The organism is Phocaeicola sartorii JCM 17136 = DSM 21941 (genome assembly GCF_054653615.1).
The window spans coordinates 2,816,103-2,835,658 of the sequence record NZ_BAAIFW010000005.1; the positions used below are offsets into that span (position 1 = coordinate 2,816,103).

12 protein-coding genes are annotated in these 19,556 nt (G+C 44.8%); 8 read left to right on the forward strand and 4 right to left on the reverse strand.

Annotation, left to right across the window (positions count from 1 at the left end):
- Positions 1-94: 94 nt before the first annotated feature.
- Both ACYQ0C_RS11980 and ACYQ0C_RS11985 read right to left on the reverse strand, forming a co-directional pair.
- On the reverse strand, positions 95-625 hold the full coding sequence (locus tag ACYQ0C_RS11980) for an SGNH/GDSL hydrolase family protein (protein ID WP_016277887.1): 531 nt from the start codon (positions 623-625) through the stop codon (positions 95-97).
- 2 nt (positions 626-627) lie between these two features.
- Positions 628-834 carry a hypothetical protein gene (locus ACYQ0C_RS11985; protein ID WP_016277888.1) on the reverse strand — a complete coding sequence of 69 codons (207 nt, stop codon included), beginning with the start codon at positions 832-834 and terminating at the stop codon, positions 628-630.
- A 250-nt stretch (positions 835-1,084) separates the two neighbouring features.
- Here ACYQ0C_RS11985 and ACYQ0C_RS11990 point away from each other — a divergent pair, with 250 nt between their 5' ends.
- The 5 genes from ACYQ0C_RS11990 to ACYQ0C_RS12010 all read left to right on the forward strand — a co-directional run bounded on the left by ACYQ0C_RS11990 (position 1,085) and on the right by ACYQ0C_RS12010 (position 10,557).
- Positions 1,085-2,923, forward strand: coding sequence for a hypothetical protein (locus ACYQ0C_RS11990; RefSeq protein ID WP_235783159.1), 1,839 nt, complete (start codon positions 1,085-1,087; stop codon positions 2,921-2,923).
- A 48-nt stretch (positions 2,924-2,971) separates the two neighbouring features.
- Complete coding sequence (locus ACYQ0C_RS11995; RefSeq protein WP_016277890.1) at positions 2,972-4,594, forward strand: RluA family pseudouridine synthase; 1,623 nt, start codon at positions 2,972-2,974, stop codon at positions 4,592-4,594.
- A 192-nt stretch (positions 4,595-4,786) separates the two neighbouring features.
- The gene (locus ACYQ0C_RS12000) at positions 4,787-5,986 is read left to right on the forward strand and encodes an efflux RND transporter periplasmic adaptor subunit (RefSeq protein WP_016277891.1); all 1,200 of its coding nucleotides are present in this window, start codon (positions 4,787-4,789) and stop codon (positions 5,984-5,986) included.
- Between the two features lie 74 nt (positions 5,987-6,060).
- A complete protein-coding gene (locus ACYQ0C_RS12005; RefSeq protein ID WP_016277892.1) occupies positions 6,061-9,162 on the forward strand; it encodes an efflux RND transporter permease subunit in 3,102 nt (1,033 codons plus the stop codon).
- A 21-nt stretch (positions 9,163-9,183) separates the two neighbouring features.
- Positions 9,184-10,557 (forward strand): efflux transporter outer membrane subunit, encoded by a 1,374-nt coding sequence (locus ACYQ0C_RS12010; RefSeq protein WP_016277893.1) that lies wholly within the window; start codon positions 9,184-9,186, stop codon positions 10,555-10,557.
- Between the two features lie 36 nt (positions 10,558-10,593).
- On the opposite strand, the gene ACYQ0C_RS12015 is transcribed toward ACYQ0C_RS12010, so the two are convergent.
- Positions 10,594-11,805, reverse strand: coding sequence for a hypothetical protein (locus tag ACYQ0C_RS12015; protein WP_016277894.1), 1,212 nt, complete (start codon positions 11,803-11,805; stop codon positions 10,594-10,596).
- A gap of 103 nt (positions 11,806-11,908) precedes the next feature.
- Between ACYQ0C_RS12015 and ACYQ0C_RS12020 the strand changes: the two genes are divergently transcribed.
- The 3 genes from ACYQ0C_RS12020 (at position 11,909) to ACYQ0C_RS12030 (ending at position 18,465) form a co-directional block, all read left to right on the forward strand.
- Positions 11,909-13,087, forward strand: a complete 1,179-nt coding sequence (locus ACYQ0C_RS12020; protein ID WP_016277895.1) for an ATP-binding protein — start codon at positions 11,909-11,911, stop codon at positions 13,085-13,087.
- A gap of 42 nt (positions 13,088-13,129) precedes the next feature.
- Positions 13,130-16,675, forward strand: coding sequence for a pyruvate:ferredoxin (flavodoxin) oxidoreductase (gene nifJ, locus ACYQ0C_RS12025; protein WP_016277896.1), 3,546 nt, complete (start codon positions 13,130-13,132; stop codon positions 16,673-16,675).
- 281 nt (positions 16,676-16,956) lie between these two features.
- A complete protein-coding gene (locus ACYQ0C_RS12030; RefSeq protein WP_016277897.1) occupies positions 16,957-18,465 on the forward strand; it encodes an arylsulfatase in 1,509 nt (502 codons plus the stop codon).
- Between the two features lie 226 nt (positions 18,466-18,691).
- Here ACYQ0C_RS12030 and ACYQ0C_RS12035 read toward each other — a convergent pair whose 3' ends face one another.
- Positions 18,692-19,453: a LytR/AlgR family response regulator transcription factor gene (locus ACYQ0C_RS12035; protein WP_016277898.1), complete on the reverse strand. Its 762-nt coding sequence runs from the start codon at positions 19,451-19,453 to the stop codon at positions 18,692-18,694.
- Between the last annotated feature and the right edge of the window lie 103 nt (positions 19,454-19,556).

Genomic DNA, 19,556 nt, shown 5'->3' on the forward strand with positions numbered 1-19,556 from the left:
ATTCCTTACGATAACGTTTCTACTTACGGAGAAATAGATATCAGCCCCACAAGTGCAACGTGGTAATAATCGCTCACTAACAAAATATTCATCACTATCTATTTTTGTATTTACAGAAAAGTTCTCTCAAAGTATGAACCAATATCCGATAGCCAGCCCCATTCAGGTGCAAATCATCAATAGTCAAATCTGGATTCAATCTATCATTCAATAAAAATTTGTCGAACACATCCAAATATACAACATTGGTTTCCTCTTCTATCTTCTTTCTGATCTTCTCATTCAGTAAAGCTATAAAACGGTTCACAGCTGTGCTATCCATAAAATCATTACGTGGGAAAATACAAAACAAATAAGTACCACGAGAAAGAATGGCACTAACCGCCTTCACATACCTTTCCACATAAACATCCATGTTTTCTGTATTCAGATGATAGATATCATTGGTTCCAAACTGAATAACCACATAACTATCCGAAACATCTTCATGAAACCTCTCCACATAATCCAGCCCTTCCCCCGGAACACCATAATTGCGACATTCCCATTGGGGGAAATAAGACTCAAGCGGCCAATAAGCAATGTGGCTATTTCCTATAAATGCAAATTTAGTTTTTCCTTCCATACCTACCTCCTCACCAGTCTTTTAGGAGAACCGCTCCATGAGCACCCCAAACAATAGACTATAGTTAAATCAAACCCCTCCATATCCTCCTCCGGATTCCTCGGTATCACTCTCCCCTCATCCGATACATAAACCAACAGTCTCTCTTCCCTCCCGTTTTTAACGTATAATCCTGCAATTTTACATTGCGGACACAACAATTTTCCCATATCTGTATTCCTTTTTATCCAAAACAACAAATAAACATCCAATATTGCTTATAACTCATCAACAAAAGTAGGAAAAAAAATCAGATACATAGCATCTGTCATCAATTTGCACCACATAAAAAGATTTTTGAAAAGAAAATGCCTATCTTTGTCCGAGAATATAAAACCGCAAAATAAAAGAGTAGCTATGGAAATAAAATCCGATAGAAAAAAAGATTATATTACAAGATCTGATCACAAGGAACAAATAATGAAATACCTATCATGGAAAGTCAAACCTTTTGTTCTCTACCATGAAAGCTTTGAAACAAGCCGAGTACTTAGTTTTCCTCCGAAAGAGGTGGAAACCATTTTAAAAGAACTGGAAGAGGAAAACAAAATATTCCCATTACCAGCAGAAAGTTCACGAGACAGACACTATATATTGAAAGCCGACATCCAGCTACAACTTCTCATGGATATAAAGAAAAGTCCTCAGAAACCGGCTTTCATCACTTCTCCCAGCTATTCTTCTCCAAACAATTGGAGAAAAGAAGAGTGGATCACCGCCATTCAAAACTTTGTACTAGGGAAAAGAATGAAAGATCAAATCCCTGCTTATGCTGAATCCGGACCGATACGCTACATATTAATGTCTATGCCGTCCTTTCCCGAATGGATGCCTTTTTTTCAAAATATCCCCATACATATCATCGATACTCTTTTCCATGAATACAAATATGTATGGACATCAGGACTGCTTAAACCTGACATCACCTGTCTGACAAACGGATACTTTGAAAATAAGGAAATAGCACCAACAATCCGGGAAAAATATAAATTGGAGTTCGCTTTTTACCAATATATCCTACCCGGACGCATCAACGAAATTCCTCATAAGATTGCCGCTGATATACCCGAAGGCATGTGTCACCATGCCATTTACCATCAATATAGAGGTGATTTCAGCGAAGCCCTTGATCTCTATTCTCAATCGTTGAAAGGAATGAATGCAAAAAGCTTTGACAACGCGTTGATCAATCTCTTCTATATCATCGCCTTGCTAAACGACTCCACCATCGAGTCAAAAAGAACATTACGAATGCTATTTATAAAAGGTTATCTTCCATCAGAAATGATACCCGCCCAACTGCTTGCCCTCTATGCTTTAAATGAAAATATAGAACCGGTCATAAAACATATTCTCTATAGTTACGACAATTATCCACCGTTAATCAAAGTTCTGATCATGCTCATAACACGCCATTATCGGCTTCAAAAAAGAATAAAGCTGAATATCAGTGATGATAAGATACAACAGTTCATTGATGCAAACCATCTCAAATTATTACAACTGGAATGTTCTCAAGATTTCGCTCCCTACATTGAAAAAGCAAACGAGCTGATTCAAGAAACAGGTTTTTCCCCTCTACTCCCTCCTTATCAAAAAACAGACGAGTGGGAAAGGGTTCTTGCATTGCTCTTGGATAAATCCAAAGAGCTTCCATCCAAAAATAATGATAAAAAAGGAAAAGCCGACTCACAAAGCCGGATTATCTACCGTATAGACCAACGCAACAACATTAATCCATACCTGCAAAAATCAAAGGACGGCATTATTTGGAGCAAAGGCCGCATCATTTCACTTACCACCTTTCAGCAAGGTATGTCCGAAATGAATGAAACAGATCATGCATTGACCCTATGCATCAAAACCCTTTCCAGCGACTGGGAAGAAAAAAGCCGTATGCGCTTTCATAGCCCCAAATCCATCATGCAACTGGCAGGATATCCTTTGGTGTTCTCGGCCGAAAAACCCGAAAGACAAATTACAATCCGAAAAGAAGAACCACAAATAACCGTCACAAAAACAAGCAACGGTTTTAAAGTAAAAAGCAATATAGACACGGACAAAATAGAAGGAAACTATATGATAAAAAGAGAGACAGAGACGCTTATAAAAATAATAGAGTTCTGCAATTTCCAACGTGACACCATCCTAAGCTTAAACCGCGTGTCTGTCTTCCCGTTACAAGCTGAGGAACAGTTAACTGAAGTGTTACAGGAATTAAACAAAAACTTTATCATCCATTCCGACTTGCCCGTATAAGAGCCTCAAAAGGAGAACGAATCATTGTCAACTATATTAAAACGAAATATGCTACATTTTTTTAAGAATTCCATAGCCGCTATAAAGTTACCCGATAAGTTCACTTATCCTTTTCACTATACCCCTCATCCGCTTTGTATAATAGCGGCCGAAGAAGTACAGGCCTATCTTACAACCCAATTCCAATGGCAGGAAGAATTGCAAAAAGGAAAAATGTTCGGTGTCCTGATTGTACAAACTCCGGAAAACAGAACAGGCTATTTAGCCGCATTCTCAGGAATATTGGCCGGTAAAAATCTGCATCCTTTCTTCGTTCCACCAATTTATGATTTGTTACAACCTCAAGGATTTTTCAAAATTGAGGAAGAACATATATCTGCCATCAATGCACATATTACACGCACACAGAACGATCCCCGTTACCTGAACTTGCTCCGGCAAATAGAAACAGAGACAGCACAATCCCGGCAAGAATTGACAAAAACTAAAGAATTATTCAAAGCCGCTAAAGAAGCCAGAGAAACCCGGCGCAGGACAGGAACTCCCGATGCAGAGGAACTAGCCGCAATGATACGCGAGAGCCAGTTTCAGAAAGCGGAATTAAAACGCATGGAAAGAATGTGGAAAGAAAAAATCACTTCACTGCAAGCGGAGGCTGATGCTTTCACCACAAAGATAGAAGCGATGAAAGTGGAAAGGAAAAAACGTTCTGCCACTTTGCAACAAAAGCTATTTGAACAATTTCATATACTGAACGCCCGTGGAGAGACAAAAGATTTATGTTGTATTTTTGAACAAACTACACAAAAGTTCCCCCCTGCCGGAGCCGGTGAATGTGCGGCTCCCAAATTACTTCAATATGCCTATCAGCACCAATTAAAACCCATTGCTATGGCAGAATTCTGGTGGGGAGATTCCCCAAAGGCAGAAATAAGACATCATGGATACTACTATCCAGCATGCAAAGGAAAATGCGGTCCCATTTTGGGACACATGCTACAGGGGCTGGAGGTGGAAGAAAATCCCTTGTTGAAAAACCATTCTCACGAAACGCCTTTGGAGATCGTATATGAGGATGATTATCTAGTCGTAGTCAACAAACCGACAGGAATGCTCTCGGTGCCCGGAAAAGGAGAAACCGACTCAGTCTATCAACATATAAAAACACTTTATCCGAATGCTACAGGCCCTCTGATAGTCCATCGCCTGGACATGGCAACTTCCGGTTTATTATTGATAGCCAAAAACAAAGAAGTACACCAGCGTCTGCAAGCACAATTCAAAAACAGGACGATAAAAAAACGATATATTGCCTTATTGGATGGCAAAATTCCATTTAAAGAAGGAATCATAAAACTCCCTCTCCGTATGGATCCTCTTGACAGGCCCAGGCAAGTGGCAGACTATGAACATGGAAAAACCGCCATCACACAATACCAAGTTCTAAATGAACAAAACGAACGGACACTTGTCGCTTTTTATCCATTGACAGGAAGAACACACCAATTAAGAGTACATGCTGCCCATCCGGATGGATTACATTGTCCTATACGAGGAGATGAACTTTACGGACAAAAAGCAGACAGGCTTTATTTACATGCCGAAAGTCTGGAGTTTGTCCATCCTATAACCCAAGAACTAATTTTCGTAGAAAAGAAAAGCAACTTCTGACCAGCCCTCTACTAAACTTAATTACGCCTACTGTGGAATTTTTCTACAGCAGGCGTTCCTTTTCCACACTTTTCTTACCCACAAGACACAAGAATAAAGCACTGACTATAAGCAAGAAAGGCTATTCAGGCGCGTTTGGCACACTACTTGTATTTCTGCTGATGGCATCTTAAACATTAACAAAACGAAGGTATGAAGCTATTTTTTACACACAGAGAGATTGCGCTGAAGAGGAAAAGGACAGCGCTTGCAGTAATAGGTATCGGACTAATTATCGGGATTTACCTGATTGTTTCCCATCGACCGGCAAAAGTACCGGAACTTCCGGTAGTTGCCATAGCACCCGCCACACAAGACGATGTGGAAATATATGGTGAATATGTAGGACGCGTCCGTGCACAGCAATTCGTAGAGGTACGTGCCCGGGTAGAGGGATATCTGGAACAAATGCTTTTCGCTGAAGGTACATACGTCACTAAAAATCAAGTACTGTTTGTCATCAATCAAGACCAATACCGGGCTAAAGCCGACAAAGCGCGCGCCCAATTGAAAAAAGATGAGGCACAAGCACAAAAAGCGAAACGCGACTTAGAACGTATCCGTCCGCTATATGAGCAAAACGCTGCCAGCCAGTTGGACTTGGACAATGCTACTGCCGCATACGAAACGGCAGAAGCCTCGGTAGCTATGAGCAGCGCCGACCTTGATCAGGCAGAACTGGAACTAGGTTACACGATCGTTCGTTCCCCATTGGCAGGACACATCAGTGAACGTCACGTGGATTTGGGAACATTAGTAGGTCCGGGTGGCAAATCATTGCTTGCCACCGTCGTGAAAAGTGACACCGTATTAGTGGATTTCAGTATGACAGCTCTGGATTATCTGAAAAGCAAAGAACGTAATGTAAACCTGGGTCAGAAAGACTCTACCCGCTCCTGGCAACCCAATGTTTCCATTACTTTGGCTGATAATACCATTTATCCATACAAAGGTCTGGTAGACTTTGCCGAACCGCAAGTTGACCCACGCACAGGTACATTCTCCGTACGTGCCGAAATGCCGAATCCGGAACGGATATTGCTTCCGGGACAGTTCACTAAAGTAAAACTATTATTGGATGTCAGAGAGAAAGCTACGGTAGTCCCGCTAAAGTCCGTTATCATAGAAAAAGGCGGTGCCTATATTTATGTAATGCGCAAAGATTCTACCGCCGAGAGACGTTTCATTGAATTAGGACCTGAATTCCAGAATCAAGTAGTGGTGGAAAGAGGCCTGGCCCCCGGAGAAGACATTGTCATAGAAGGATACCACAAGCTAAACCCTGGCATGAAAGTGAAAGTAAGTCCTGCCGTAGAGAACAAAAAAACGGAGGAAGAAGATACGATCAGATAGTTTCTCACTCCCGAATACGAAGCAGTCCATCCCTACAGAGGGAAAGTTTACGCATTTAAAAAACAACAGGCATTATGAAAGTTAGTTTCTTTATAGACAGACCGGTATTTTCTGCTGTCATCTCCATATTAATAGTCATTGTCGGTATCATCGGTCTCACGATGCTGCCCATTGACCAATATCCGCAAATCACTCCGCCGGTAGTGAAAATCAGCGCATCCTATCCGGGTGCCAGTGCCCTGACTGTATCACAGGCTGTAGCCACTCCTATAGAGCAGGAGTTGAACGGTACACCGGGTATGCTCTACATGGAATCAAACAGTTCCAATTCGGGAGGTTTCTCAGCCACCGTCACTTTCGACATCTCGGCAGATCCCGACCTGGCGGCAGTGGAAATACAGAACCGTATCAAGTTGGCAGAATCACGTCTTCCGGCAGAGGTCATACAAAATGGGATCTCGGTAGAAAAACAGGCAGCCAGTCAGTTGCTGACCTTATGCCTTACCTCCACCGACCCGAAGTTTGATGAAATATACCTTAGCAACTTTGCCACTCTGAACGTACTGGACCTGATCCGCCGTATCCCTGGGGTAGGACGTGTATCAAACATCGGAAGCCGCTATTACGCCATGCAGATATGGGTACAGCCCGACAAACTGGCCAATTTCGGCCTGACCGTGGCCGACTTGCAGAACGCACTGAAAGACCAGAACCGCGAATCGGCAGCCGGTGTACTGGGACAACAACCGGTACAGGGATTGGACGTGACCATTCCCATCACTACCCAGGGACGTCTGTCTACCGTAAGCCAGTTTGAGGAAATCGTAGTCCGTGCCAATGCCGACGGTTCCATCATCCGTCTGCGTGATGTGGCCCGCATCTCGCTCGAAGCACAATCGTATAACACCGAGAGTGCCATCAACAAAGAGAATGCGGCGGTATTGGCCATCTATATGTTGCCGGGAGCCAACGCTATGGAAGTAGCAAAAAGCGTGAAAGAAGCCATGGAGGAAATCAGCAGGAACTTCCCCGAAGGAATGAGTTACGAGATACCTTTCGATATGACTACGTATATTTCGGAATCTATTCATGAAGTATACAAAACACTGTTTGAAGCCTTGATACTGGTCATCATCGTAGTGTACCTTTCACTCCAAAGCTGGCGCGCAACAGTTATCCCGCTTGTTGCCGTACCTATCTCACTGATCGGTACTTTCGGATTCATGCTGATTTTCGGATTCTCGCTTAATATCCTGACCCTGTTGGGATTGGTACTTGCCATCGGCATTGTGGTGGATGACGCCATTGTGGTGGTAGAGAATGTGGAACGTATCATGGAAGAGGAGAAACTATCCCCCTATCAAGCTACCAAGAAGGCTATGGAAGGACTTACAGGAGCCATTATCGCCACATCTTTAGTACTGGCAGCAGTATTTGTTCCCGTAAGTTTCCTAGGTGGAATTACCGGACAACTTTACCGCCAGTTTACAGTCACCATCGTAGTATCCGTATTACTGTCTACGGTAGTAGCTTTGACACTGAGCCCCGTCATGTGCTCGCTCATTCTGAAGCCGGAAGATCCGAGCAAGAAAAAGAATATCGTATTCCGCCGCATCAATGAGTGGCTGGCTATCGGCAATCATAAATATGTGGGCCTCATCAAGCATATTGTGAAACACCCACGCCGTGTACTGAGCACATTCGGCATGGTATTGATCGCCATCCTGCTGATCCATCGCATCATACCCACCAGCTTCCTCCCCATCGAGGATCAAGGTTATTTCAAAATAGAGCTGGAGCTACCCGAAGGAGCGACACTGGAACGTACACGCATCGTGACGGAACGCGCGGTAGAATATCTGATGGAGAATCCGGCAGTGGAGTATGTACAAAGCGTGGCAGGAAGCAGCCCGCGTGTCGGAACCAGCCAAGCGCGAAGTGAACTGACCGTTATCCTGAAGTCTTGGGAAGAACGTGACTCGCAGACCATTGACGATATTATGTCACAGGTGAAAAAAGACATGTCCCAATACCCCGAATGCAAGGTATATCTTTCCACCCCTCCCGTTATTCCGGGATTGGGTAGTTCGGGAGGTTTCGAGATGCAACTGGAAGCACGTGGAGATGCTACCTTCGAGAATTTGGTACAAGCTACGGACACCTTGATGTATTATGCATCAAGACGTAAGGAATTATCTGGTTTGTCCTCGGCTTTGCAGGCGGACATCCCCCAGCTTTATTTCGATGTGGATCGTGACAAAGTAAAATTCGCAGGAGTACCTCTGGCCGATGTCTTCTCGACCATGAAAGCTTACACAGGTTCGGTCTATGTAAACGACTTCAATATGTTCAACCGCATCTACCGTGTGTATATTCAAGCAGAAGCGCCCTACCGGGAACATAAGGAAAATATCAACCTGTTCTTTGTGCGGGGCACGGACAATGCCATGATACCGCTCACCTCGCTGGGCACCACTTCGTACACCACCGGTCCGGGCAGCATCAAGCGCTTCAATATGTTCAACAGTTCCGTGATCCGCGGTGAAGCTGCAGACGGCTACAGCTCGGGACAGGCTATGGAGATTATCGAACAGATAACCCGCGAGCACCTCCCGGAGAATATCGGTGTGGAATGGAGCGGACTCTCCTTCCAGGAGAAACAGGCGGGCGGACAGACCGGTATGGTACTGGCATTGGTGTTCATGTTCGTATTCCTGTTCCTTGCCGCCCTATACGAAAGCTGGATGGTGCCGGTTGCCGTATTGCTCTCTTTACCAGTAGCTGCACTAGGTGCCTATCTGGGTGTATGGGGCTGCGGACTGGAGAATGACGTTTATTTCCAGATCGGACTGGTGATGCTGGTGGGGCTGGCTGCCAAGAATGCGATTCTGATTGTGGAATTTGCCAAGGAACAAGTGGACAGAGGAGTAGAGGTAGTACAAGCCGCCCTTCATGCCTCGCAACTCCGCTTCCGCCCCATCCTGATGACTTCATTGGCATTCATCCTGGGCATGCTGCCTATGGTCATCGCCAGCGGACCGGGTTCTGCCAGCCGGCAGGCTATCGGTACAGGTGTATTCTTCGGAATGATCTTTGCTGTAACAGCGGGAATTTTATTGGTACCTTTCTTCTTTGTACTAATATATAAGATGAAAGCGAAAATGAAACAAAAATAAGGATATAAAAAGATGAAAGAAATGATGAAACATACATTATTATATATAGCCCTATCGGGAATGACTTTGCTGACCTCCTGCCAGTTGGGCAAACACTATACACGTCCCGACTTGCACCTGCCCCAACAATTGGACACGCTGCGGCAGCAGGACACATTATCCATTGCGGATATGCAGTGGTGGGAAATCTATACGGACACCACCCTGCAAAGCCTGATAGAAAAAACATTGGACAACAATAAAGACATGAAAATAGCCGCAGCACGTGTCAAAGAACTGGCAGCCATGAAGCGCATAGACTTTGCCAACCTTTTCCCCCAACTGAACGGAAGCGCTTATGCTCAAAAAGAAGGAAGCAATTATGGCGGTGATAACTATAAGAATGACCCCGAACTGGGTGCCAAACTCACAACAACCTGGGAATTAGATCTATGGGGCAACCTGCGTTGGGCAAAAGACAAAAGCATGGCACAATTCTTAGGAAGTATCGAGGCACAACGTGCCTTGAAGATGAGTATTGTGTCCGAAGTGGCTCAAGCCTATTTTGAATTGGTTGCATTAGACAACGAACTGAACATCGTCCGTCAGACACTCTATGCCCGTAAGGAAGGTGTACGCCTGGCAAAACTTCGTTTTGAAGGAGGGTTGACTTCAGAAACCTCTTACCAACAGGCACAAGTGGAATATGCACGCACCGCCACCTTGGTTCCTGAACTGGAAAGAAAAATCTCATTGAAAGAAAATGATATCGCATTCCTGGCAGGCGAATACCCGCACCGCATTCAGCGTTCCATTTTGCCCGAAGAAGTGAAACTGCCTGAAACATTGCCGATAGGCCTGCCCTCCACGCTGTTGGAGCGCCGCCCCGATGTACGCGAAGCAGAGCAGAAACTGATAGCAGCCAATGCCGGCGTAGGAGTTGCCTATACCAATATGTTCCCGCGGCTCAGCCTCACAGCACAATATGGCGTAGAAAGTGAAGAGCTCTCTGATTTCTTCAAATCACCCATTCATTATATCAGCGGCAATCTGCTTGCCCCCCTCTTCGCCATGGGAAAATACAAAGCAACCTTGAAAGCCAAGAAAGCCGTTTACGAACAGGAGTGCCACAGTTATGAAAAATCAGTACTCACTGCATTCAAAGAAGCCCGTAATGCCATTGTGGATTTCAATAAGATAAAAGAGATCTATGAATCACGTCTGCAACTGGAACGTTCCTCTAAAGCGACAATGGAACTGGCCCAACTGCAATACATCAATGGAGTAATAGGTTATCTGGATGTATTGGACGCACAACGTAGCTATTTCGATGCCCAAATAGGATTGAGCAATGCAGTCAGAGACAAGCAGATCACATTGGTAAAATTGTATAAAGCATTAGGGGGTGGATGGTAACCACTCCCTTTTCCGTATTTTTCTTTATCCGGAAAATCAAATTAGGATATATGCCTGATAGGCCGTACTGCCCTCTACCGGTGTAAGTGACAAGTAGCCCGATTTTACCTTTCCATTCTCCAGGCACAAAGGATATTTTTCCTGAAACGCAAGATGAGAATGCCATGCCTCACCGGGCTTTGCGTAATATTCTATGACATACCGCCCCTGCACGCCACGACACACATAGTTATCATATACCAAGCGTGCTACCACTCCCATATTCATGCGAAGATTTATTTCCACACACGGATGAATGGCATACCCGCCATCCTTGGTACGGCATATCATCATATCCACCCCCAGATAACCTTGATAACTTCCTCCTATCACTTCCGCCAGCTCCACCTGCAACACCCGCCCGACCTGCCGCAAGGTTTCCGCTGGAATATAGGCGGATATCCTTGCTTCAATAGCTTCATCCGTAGCCAACAAGTTTTCTTTATAAACACCCCTCTTGTCCGTTTCGAATAAGGAATACCCTATAAAACGCACCTGTCCACCCTCATCCGCAAGAAACTCCATGGCAAAGTCCAGAAATTTATCATAAAAAGGCTCTCCTATCACCTCATGCTGAGTGGTGAGTATATGCTGAGTCCACCCTTTCAGCGGAATGGGAAAACTACCAGAAGTATACTGTATCCCCCTCCCGCTACCAGACCATGGCGCCTTTAACAAAGCACGAGAGTGGGACAATACAAAAAGCTCCACCTCCTCTATCGAAGATAACACAAAGGCTTCCCCCAATGCAGGAATGTCCCCGCCTATTTGCCCATAAAGGTTACGTAACACCCTTACAGCCGTCTGACGTCCGGATAATTGACGGATACGCTTCATACGCTCTGCTGACGGATATGCCGTAACAGGAAATCCAGCCTCCTGCAAACGACGCACCAAAGACGGATTCCATCCCCAAGGTACCACCTTGTCACAAACAGGAGCGAATTCTGAGACCCAATTGACCGCAAGCGGCAAAAAGGATTGTCTTTCCATAGCCTCCACACGCTGAGGCGAATCCAGCCACACAGTACCTCCCTGTTCTGCATACCATGCAGGCAACACGGACAGCTCGGCTGCCATCCGCCGTGCATTGGCAGGCGCCATATAATAAGGATCACCACAAGCCAATGCCATATCATTTTCCGGATTAAATAAATAAAACGCTTCCATTTCCAGGCACAAAGATAAATGTTTTAGAGTACAAAACATTCCTCCGGTCCGTCCTTTAAAAGAAAAATAAATAATATTTTGCTATCTCCAGTTTGCAATTTGAATTAGTATTGCTATATTTGCAGCCGATAAAAAAGCAACCATGGAAACCTTTTACAGAACACACAGTTATCTGGTGGAACATACAAATGCTCCTGTCCGCCGAGACCTGATGGACGAAATAGACTGGAACGACAGGCTGATCGGTATCAAGGGTACTCGTGGCGTAGGAAAAACGACTTTCCTCCTGCAATATGCAAAAGAAAAGTTCGGAACGGATCACTCATGCCTGTTCATCAACATGAATAACTTTTACTTCTCCAAATACACGTTAGTGGAATTTGCCACAGAGTTCGTAAAACGCGGAGGGAAAGTTTTGCTGATAGACCAGGTGTTCAAGTATCCCGAATGGAGTCACGACCTGCGTGCCTGCTACGAAATGTTTCCGACTCTGAAAATCGTATTCACCGGATCATCCGTAATGCGGCTGAAAGAAGAGAATCCTGAACTGAGCGGCATCGTCAAGGTATATTACCTGAGAGGTTTCTCATTCCGTGAATATCTGAACCTGCAAAGCGGTAATAGTTTCCGCGCCTATACCTTACAAGAGATTCTGGAGAATCACGAACAGATAGCGAAGACCATCCTGCGCAATGTGAAGCCGCTGGATTATTTTCAAGACTATCTGCACCATGGCTTCTACCCATTCTTCCTGGAGAAACGTAACTTTTCGGAGAATCTGCTGAAAACCATGAATATGATGATAGAAGTAGACATACTTCTTATCAAACAAATTGAACTAAAATATCTCTCGAAGATAAAAAAATTACTATATTTGCTAGCTGTGGACGGGCCCGTTGCCCCGAACGTCAGCCAGCTGGCCACGGAGATTCAAACCTCACGTGCCACGGTGATGAATTACATTAAGTATCTGGCAGATGCGCGTCTTATCAATATGGTTTACCCCAAGGGGGAGGAATTTCCCAAGAAACCATCCAAACTGATGATGCACAACACCAATCTGATGTATTCCATTTATCCGGTAAAGGTCGAAGAACAGGATGTTCTGGATACATTCTTCATGAATACCCTATACAAAGACCACAAACTATATAAAGGCGATAAAGGCACTTCGTTTATGGTAGACAACGGGCTGCATTTCCGTATTTGCGCGGAAGGATGCAAGTTCAAGAATAACCCGAACGTGTATTATGCCCCACACAAATTGGAGTTAGGGCATGGGAATATGATCCCATTGTGGCTTTTCGGCTTTTTATATTAAAAGATAGAGAATAGATTTTATTACCTAATAATTAGTAATTGTATGACTAAACAAAAAAAATTCATCACTTGTGATGGTAACCAAGCAGCAGCACATATCTCGTATATGTTCTCTGAAGTAGCTGCTATCTATCCCATCACTCCGTCGTCCACTATGGCTGAATACGTGGACGAATGGGCTGCCGCAGGTCGTAAAAACATCTTCGGTGAAACAGTTTTGGTACAAGAAATGCAGTCAGAAGGCGGTGCAGCAGGTGCTGTTCACGGTTCTCTTCAGGCAGGTGCGTTGACTACCACTTACACTGCATCTCAGGGTCTGTTGCTGATGATCCCTAACATGTACAAAATTGCCGGTGAATTCCTGCCTTGCGTATTCCACGTATCGGCTCGTACATTGGCTTCTCACGCATTGTGTATCTTCGGTGACCATCAGGACGTCATGTCTTGCCGCCAGACAGGTTTCGCCATGCTGTGCGAAGGTTCTGTACAAGAAGTTATGGATATGGCTGCTGTAGCTCATCTGGCTACCATCAAATCCCGCGTGCCATTCGTCAACTTCTTCGACGGTTTCCGTACCTCTCACGAGATCCAAAAGATTGAAATGTTGGAGAACGAAGATCTGGCAGGTCTGATTGACCAGCAGGCTTTGGCTGAATTCCGTCAACGTGCGTTGAATCCTAACAACCCTGTTGCACGCGGTATGGCCGAAAACCCTGATCACTTCTTCCAGCACAGAGAATCTTGCAACAACTTCTATGAAGCAGTTCCGGCTATCGTAGAAGAATATATGAACGAAATCGGTAAAATCACAGGTCGTCCTCACGGTTTGTTCGATTACTATGGTGCAGAAGACGCTGAACGCGTAATCATCGCTATGGGTTCTGTAACAGAAGCTGCCCGCGAAGCTATCGACTACTTGATTGCTAACGGTGAAAAAGTAGGTTTGGTATCTGTACACTTGTACCGTCCGTTCTCTGCCAAACACTTCCTGGCCGCTGTACCTAAGACAGCCAAGAGTATTGCAGTTCTTGACCGTACGAAGGAACCGGGAGCAAACGGCGAACCTTTGTATCTGGATGTTAAAGACTGCTTCTATGGCATAGAAAACGCTCCGGTTATCGTAGGCGGCCGTTACGGTTTGGGTTCTAAGGACACAACTCCGGCTCAGATCCTCGCTGTATTCAAGAACTTGGCTCTGCCAATGCCTAAGAACCACTTCACAGTAGGTATCGTGGACGATGTTACTTTCACTTCTCTTCCTCAGGAAGAAGAAATTGCATTGGGCGGTGAAGGTATGTTCGAAGCTAAATTCTTCGGTTTGGGTGCTGACGGTACTGTAGGTGCCAACAAGAACTCAGTGAAGATTATCGGTGACAACACAGACAAACATTGCCAGGCTTACTTCTCATACGACTCTAAGAAGTCAGGTGGTTTCACTTGTTCTCACCTCCGTTTCGGTGACACTCCTATCCGTTCCACATACTTGGTAAACACTCCGAACTTTGTGGCTTGCCACGTACAGGCTTACCTGCACATGTACGATGTAACCCGCGGTTTGCGTAAGAACGGTTCTTTCTTGCTGAACACTATCTGGGAAGGTGAAGAACTGGCCAAGAACCTGCCTAACAAGGTAAAGAAATACTTTGCTCAGAACAATATCACTGTTTACTATATCAACGCAACTCAGATTGCACAGGAAATCGGTTTGGGCAACCGTACCAACACCATCCTGCAATCAGCATTCTTCCGTATCACAGGCGTTATCCCTGTTGATCTGGCAGTAGAACAGATGAAGAAATTCATCGTTAAGTCATACGGCAAGAAGGGTGAAGACGTAGTAAACAAGAACTATGCTGCCGTAGACCGTGGCGGTGAATACAAACAACTGGCTGTTGATCCGGCTTGGGCTGATCTGGAAGTGGAAGCTGCTGCAGCTAACAACGATCCTGCTTTCATCAACGAAGTAGTTCGTCCTATCAATGCTCAGGACGGTGACTTGCTGCCGGTATCTGCATTCAAGGGTATCGAAGACGGTACTTGGGAACAAGGTACTGCTCAATACGAAAAACGTGGTGTGGCTGCATTCGTACCAGAATGGAACGCAGAAAACTGTATCCAGTGTAACAAGTGTGCATACGTTTGTCCTCACGCTGCTATCCGTCCGTTCGTACTTGACGCCGAAGAACAGAAGGGTGCAAACTTCGAGACACTGAAGGCTGTAGGCAAGCAGTTCGACGGCATGACATTCCGTATCCAGGTTGACGTACTCGACTGTCTGGGTTGCGGTAACTGTGCCGATGTGTGTCCGGGTAACCCGAAGAAGGGTGGCAAAGCTCTTACAATGAAGCATCTGGAAGGTCAGTTGCCTCAGGCTGCCAACTGGGAATACTGCACTAAGAACGTGAAGAGCAAACAACACCTGGTAGATATCAAAGCCAACGTGAAGAACTCTCAGTTCGCTACTCCGTTGTTCGAGTTCTCAGGAGCTTGCTCTGGTTGTGGTGAAACTCCGTATGTAAAACTGATTTCTCAGTTGTTCGGTGACCGTGAAATGGTTGCTAATGCTACCGGATGTTCTTCCATCTACTCTGGTTCTGTTCCTTCCACTCCTTATACTAAGAACGAAAAGGGTCAAGGTCCTGCTTGGGCTAACTCTTTGTTCGAAGACTTCTGCGAGTTCGGTCTAGGTATGACTTTGGCTGACAAGAAACTTCGTGCACGCATCGAAGCTGCCATGAAGGATGCTATCGCCGGTGATACTTGTCCTGCTGAATACAAAGAAGCATTCCAGGAATGGATTGACGGTAAAGACGATGCAGAAAAGAGCAAAGCTGCTGCCGAAAAGATTATCCCGATGGTAGAAGCTGCTAAAGATAAATGTGCAAACTGCGCTACAATCGCTGAATTCAAGAACTACTTGATCAAGAAGAGCCAATGGATTATCGGTGGTGACGGTGCTTCATACGATATCGGTTACGGTGGTCTGGACCACGTGATTGCTTCCGGGGAAGATGTAAACATCCTGGTATTGGATACTGAAGTTTATTCTAACACCGGTGGTCAGTCATCCAAGGCTACTCCGCTGGGTGCTATCGCCAAGTTCGCTGCTTCAGGTAAGCGTGTACGCAAGAAAGACCTTGGTATGATCGCTACTACTTACGGTTACGTATATGTAGCTCAGATCGCTATGGGTGCTGACCAAGCTCAGACATTGAAAGCACTCCGTGAGGCAGAAGCTTATCCAGGACCGTCATTGGTTATCGCTTACGCTCCGTGTATCAACCACGGTTTGAAAGCCGGTATGGGTAAGAGCCAGGCTGAAGAGGCTAAGGCTGTAGAATGCGGTTACTGGCACTTGTGGCGTTTCAACCCGGCTTTGGAAGAAGAAGGCAAGAATCCGTTCATGCTTGATTCTAAAGAACCGAAATGGGAAGGTTTCCAGGATTTCTTGAAGAACGAAGTTCGTTTTGCTTCTGTAATGAAGCAGTATCCTGCTGAAGCTGCTGACCTGTTCGCTGCTTGCGAAGAGATGGCTAAGAAACGTTACGCTTCTTACAAGCGTATGGAAGCTATGAATTGGGGTGAATAATCTCTGATACATGTATATAAAAAAGGCTTGTTCATTGCTGGACAAGCCTTTTTTATGACCTTTTCCACACGTTAGTATGTGCGGGCTTATACGTTAGTATGTATAAGCCTACACATACTAACGTGTAGCTTCATACATACTAACGTGTAAGCCTATGCTGCCGTATGCACAAAACAAGGCCTCAATGTAATGTATCTCCGCTCTAACCATCACCATTCATAGCTCAAGGTTACCAAAAATTTCCTATCTTTGCCACATAACATTATGAAAAACCTATAAACATGAATATTCCAACCAACCTGAAATGTACACTGGCTGTCACAGCCGGATTGTGCTCATCTTTTGCATACGCACAAAAACATCCTCACATTATACTGATAATGACCGACCAACAACGGGCCGATGCCATGGGCTGTATGGGAAACGAAGCGGTCATCTCCCCTAGCCTGGACGCACTGGCTGCCGAGGGAACATTATTTATGAATGGTTATTCTTCCTGCCCAAGCAGCACTCCGGCACGTGCAGGTCTGCTGACCGGACTTTCTCCTTGGCATCATGGCTTGTTGGGATATGGAAAAGTATCTCCCGAATATAACTATGAGATGCCGCAGATGCTGAAAGACGCCGGATATTATACTTTCGGAATCGGGAAAATGCACTGGCATCCCCAACGGGTAAAGCATGGCTTCGAAGGCACTTTGCTGGATGAGAGCGGACGCGTGGAGGACAAGAACTTTACCAGTGATTACCGCCAATGGTTCCAAACAAAAGCTCCTGGTAAGAATCCTGACGCTACCGGCATAGGCTGGAACGACCACACGGCAAGCATCTATAAATTGCCCGAAAACCTCCATCCTACCTATTGGACAGGCGAAATGGCCTGTGAACTTATTAGTAACTACGATCCGGACGGCAAGCCCTTGTTCTTGAAAGTTTCATTCGCCCGCCCGCACAGTCCGTATGATCCGCCACAAAGATATCTGGATCTATATAAAAATGCCCCCGTGCCCGATCCTGCCATGGGTGAATGGTGTGGCAAATACGCCAAGAAACTAGATCCTGAAAAAGCGGCAAAAGACGCGCCATACGGTAATTTCGGCAATGAATACGCACGTAACTCCAAACGGCATTATTATGCCAACATCACTTTCATTGACGAACAGATAGGCAGAATCATCCAGACCCTGAAAGAAAAGGGCATGTATGATGACACACTGATTATTTTCGTTTCCGACCATGGTGACATGATGGGCGATCATTACCATTGGAGAAAGACCTATCCATACGAAGGTTCCACTCATGTGCCATACATCGTGAAATGGCCTGCAGCCGACCATATAGCACCGGGAAAAATAGACGCCCCCGTAGAATTGCGCGATATTCTTCCTACTTTCCTTGATGTGGCCGATGTAACCATCCCTGCTGATATGGACGGACGTTCTTTGTTACCACTGGCCAAAGGTACGGAAACAAACTGGCGCAAATATTTGGATCTGGAACATGCCACCTGCTATAGTGATGATAATTATTGGTGTGCATTGACCGATGGAAAAATAAAATACGTATGGCGTATCCACACCGGTACTGAAGAGTTATTTGATTTGACCAAGGATCCCCAGGAATTGCATAACGCCGTCAATGATAAAAAGTATAAAAAGCAATTGGAGGAAATGCGTAATGAAATGATCCGTCATTTAAGCGAACGCGGTGAGGAGTTTGTAAAAGACGAACAATTGGTAGTAAGGGAGAAGACGATGCTGTATGGACCTAATTATCCGGAGAAACAATAGAGCGGCAGCCATGGAAAATGATGTTCAGGTATCATCCGCTTAGACTCATGTAAAAAAGGCATGCAGCTGCGTCGGTCATCGCAAGAGGTTTCATCGGCCGTCACAGACGGCTGCGCTGACTGTTGCAGCTGGCTGCATACAAAGACGGAGTGGCAGTCTCACGACTACCACTCCGCTTCAAGCGACTTGAATTGAATCACTTCTTATAAACTTATATTCTAAAATTCTACAGCAAATAGAAACGTTCCTGTAACTCTTTTTTATACTTCTTGGAAACCTGCAACTCAGTAACATTCTCGAATGGAGGGAACATGACACAACGGTTCTCCTTAATCATCATCAAATAATTGACATTAATGATATACGACTGATGAATCTGGACAAAACACGAATCATACGCTTTTATATTATCTGCCGTTGTATTCTTCTTCAACAACAAGGGTGCCTGATTGTTGAGTGACACCTCCCACAATTTCCGATCAGAATTATAACGAAAGAAGCCAATATCAATAGAGCGTAAAATACGCAAATCATTAGTAGGCGTAGATATCATAAAAGTATGCTCACCGGTAGCATATACACGTGGAGGAATCACAAAAGAAGCAGATACCTCTTCTGCTTTTCTCGTAAAGCGCTCGATGATCCCTTCCAATTCTTTTCCGTCAATGGGTTTTAACAAATAATCGAAAGCAGCCCCACGAATAGCATCAATCATGTATCTATCATAAGCTGTATAGAACACAATCTGCATATTCCAAGTTATGTTTTCTTTTAACTGCTCTAATAGTTCCATCCCTTTCATATCCGGCAGCTCCACATCCAAAAACAATAAATCGGGATGTACTTTTTCCAATAGTTTCTTACCGTTCAGCCCATTACGCGCTATCCCCTCTATGAGCAACCGATTATACTTCTTCAATTCCAGGCAAAGATTATCAGCAGAAAATTCATCATCATCAATTATTATGACCCTATATAACTTATCCATTGTAAACAATCTATCTTTAATTATTAATAAGACAAAAGTATTTAAACATTTTTCAATGTACAAATCCAATACTTCGATTATGGGATCATAACGACTGTTTTAG

Bases quoted from the DNA above. Each gene is read 5' to 3' on its own strand.
- ACYQ0C_RS12035 (WP_016277898.1), bottom strand. From the start codon at position 19,453: ATGGATAAGTTATATAGGGTCATAATAATTGATGATGATGAATTTTCT.
- ACYQ0C_RS12000 (WP_016277891.1), top strand. From the start codon at position 4,787: ATGAAGCTATTTTTTACACACAGAGAGATTGCGCTGAAGAGGAAAAGG.
- nifJ (WP_016277896.1), top strand. From the start codon at position 13,130: ATGACTAAACAAAAAAAATTCATCACTTGTGATGGTAACCAAGCAGCA.
- ACYQ0C_RS11990 (WP_235783159.1), top strand. From the start codon at position 1,085: ATGAAATACCTATCATGGAAAGTCAAACCTTTTGTTCTCTACCATGAA.
- ACYQ0C_RS12005 (WP_016277892.1), top strand. From the start codon at position 6,061: ATGAAAGTTAGTTTCTTTATAGACAGACCGGTATTTTCTGCTGTCATC.
- ACYQ0C_RS11980 (WP_016277887.1), bottom strand. From the start codon at position 625: ATGGAAGGAAAAACTAAATTTGCATTTATAGGAAATAGCCACATTGCT.
- ACYQ0C_RS12030 (WP_016277897.1), top strand. From the start codon at position 16,957: ATGAATATTCCAACCAACCTGAAATGTACACTGGCTGTCACAGCCGGA.
- ACYQ0C_RS11985 (WP_016277888.1), bottom strand. From the start codon at position 834: ATGGGAAAATTGTTGTGTCCGCAATGTAAAATTGCAGGATTATACGTT.
- ACYQ0C_RS12010 (WP_016277893.1), top strand. From the start codon at position 9,184: ATGATGAAACATACATTATTATATATAGCCCTATCGGGAATGACTTTG.
- ACYQ0C_RS12020 (WP_016277895.1), top strand. From the start codon at position 11,909: ATGGAAACCTTTTACAGAACACACAGTTATCTGGTGGAACATACAAAT.
- ACYQ0C_RS12015 (WP_016277894.1), bottom strand. From the start codon at position 11,805: ATGTTTTGTACTCTAAAACATTTATCTTTGTGCCTGGAAATGGAAGCG.
- ACYQ0C_RS11995 (WP_016277890.1), top strand. From the start codon at position 2,972: ATGCTACATTTTTTTAAGAATTCCATAGCCGCTATAAAGTTACCCGAT.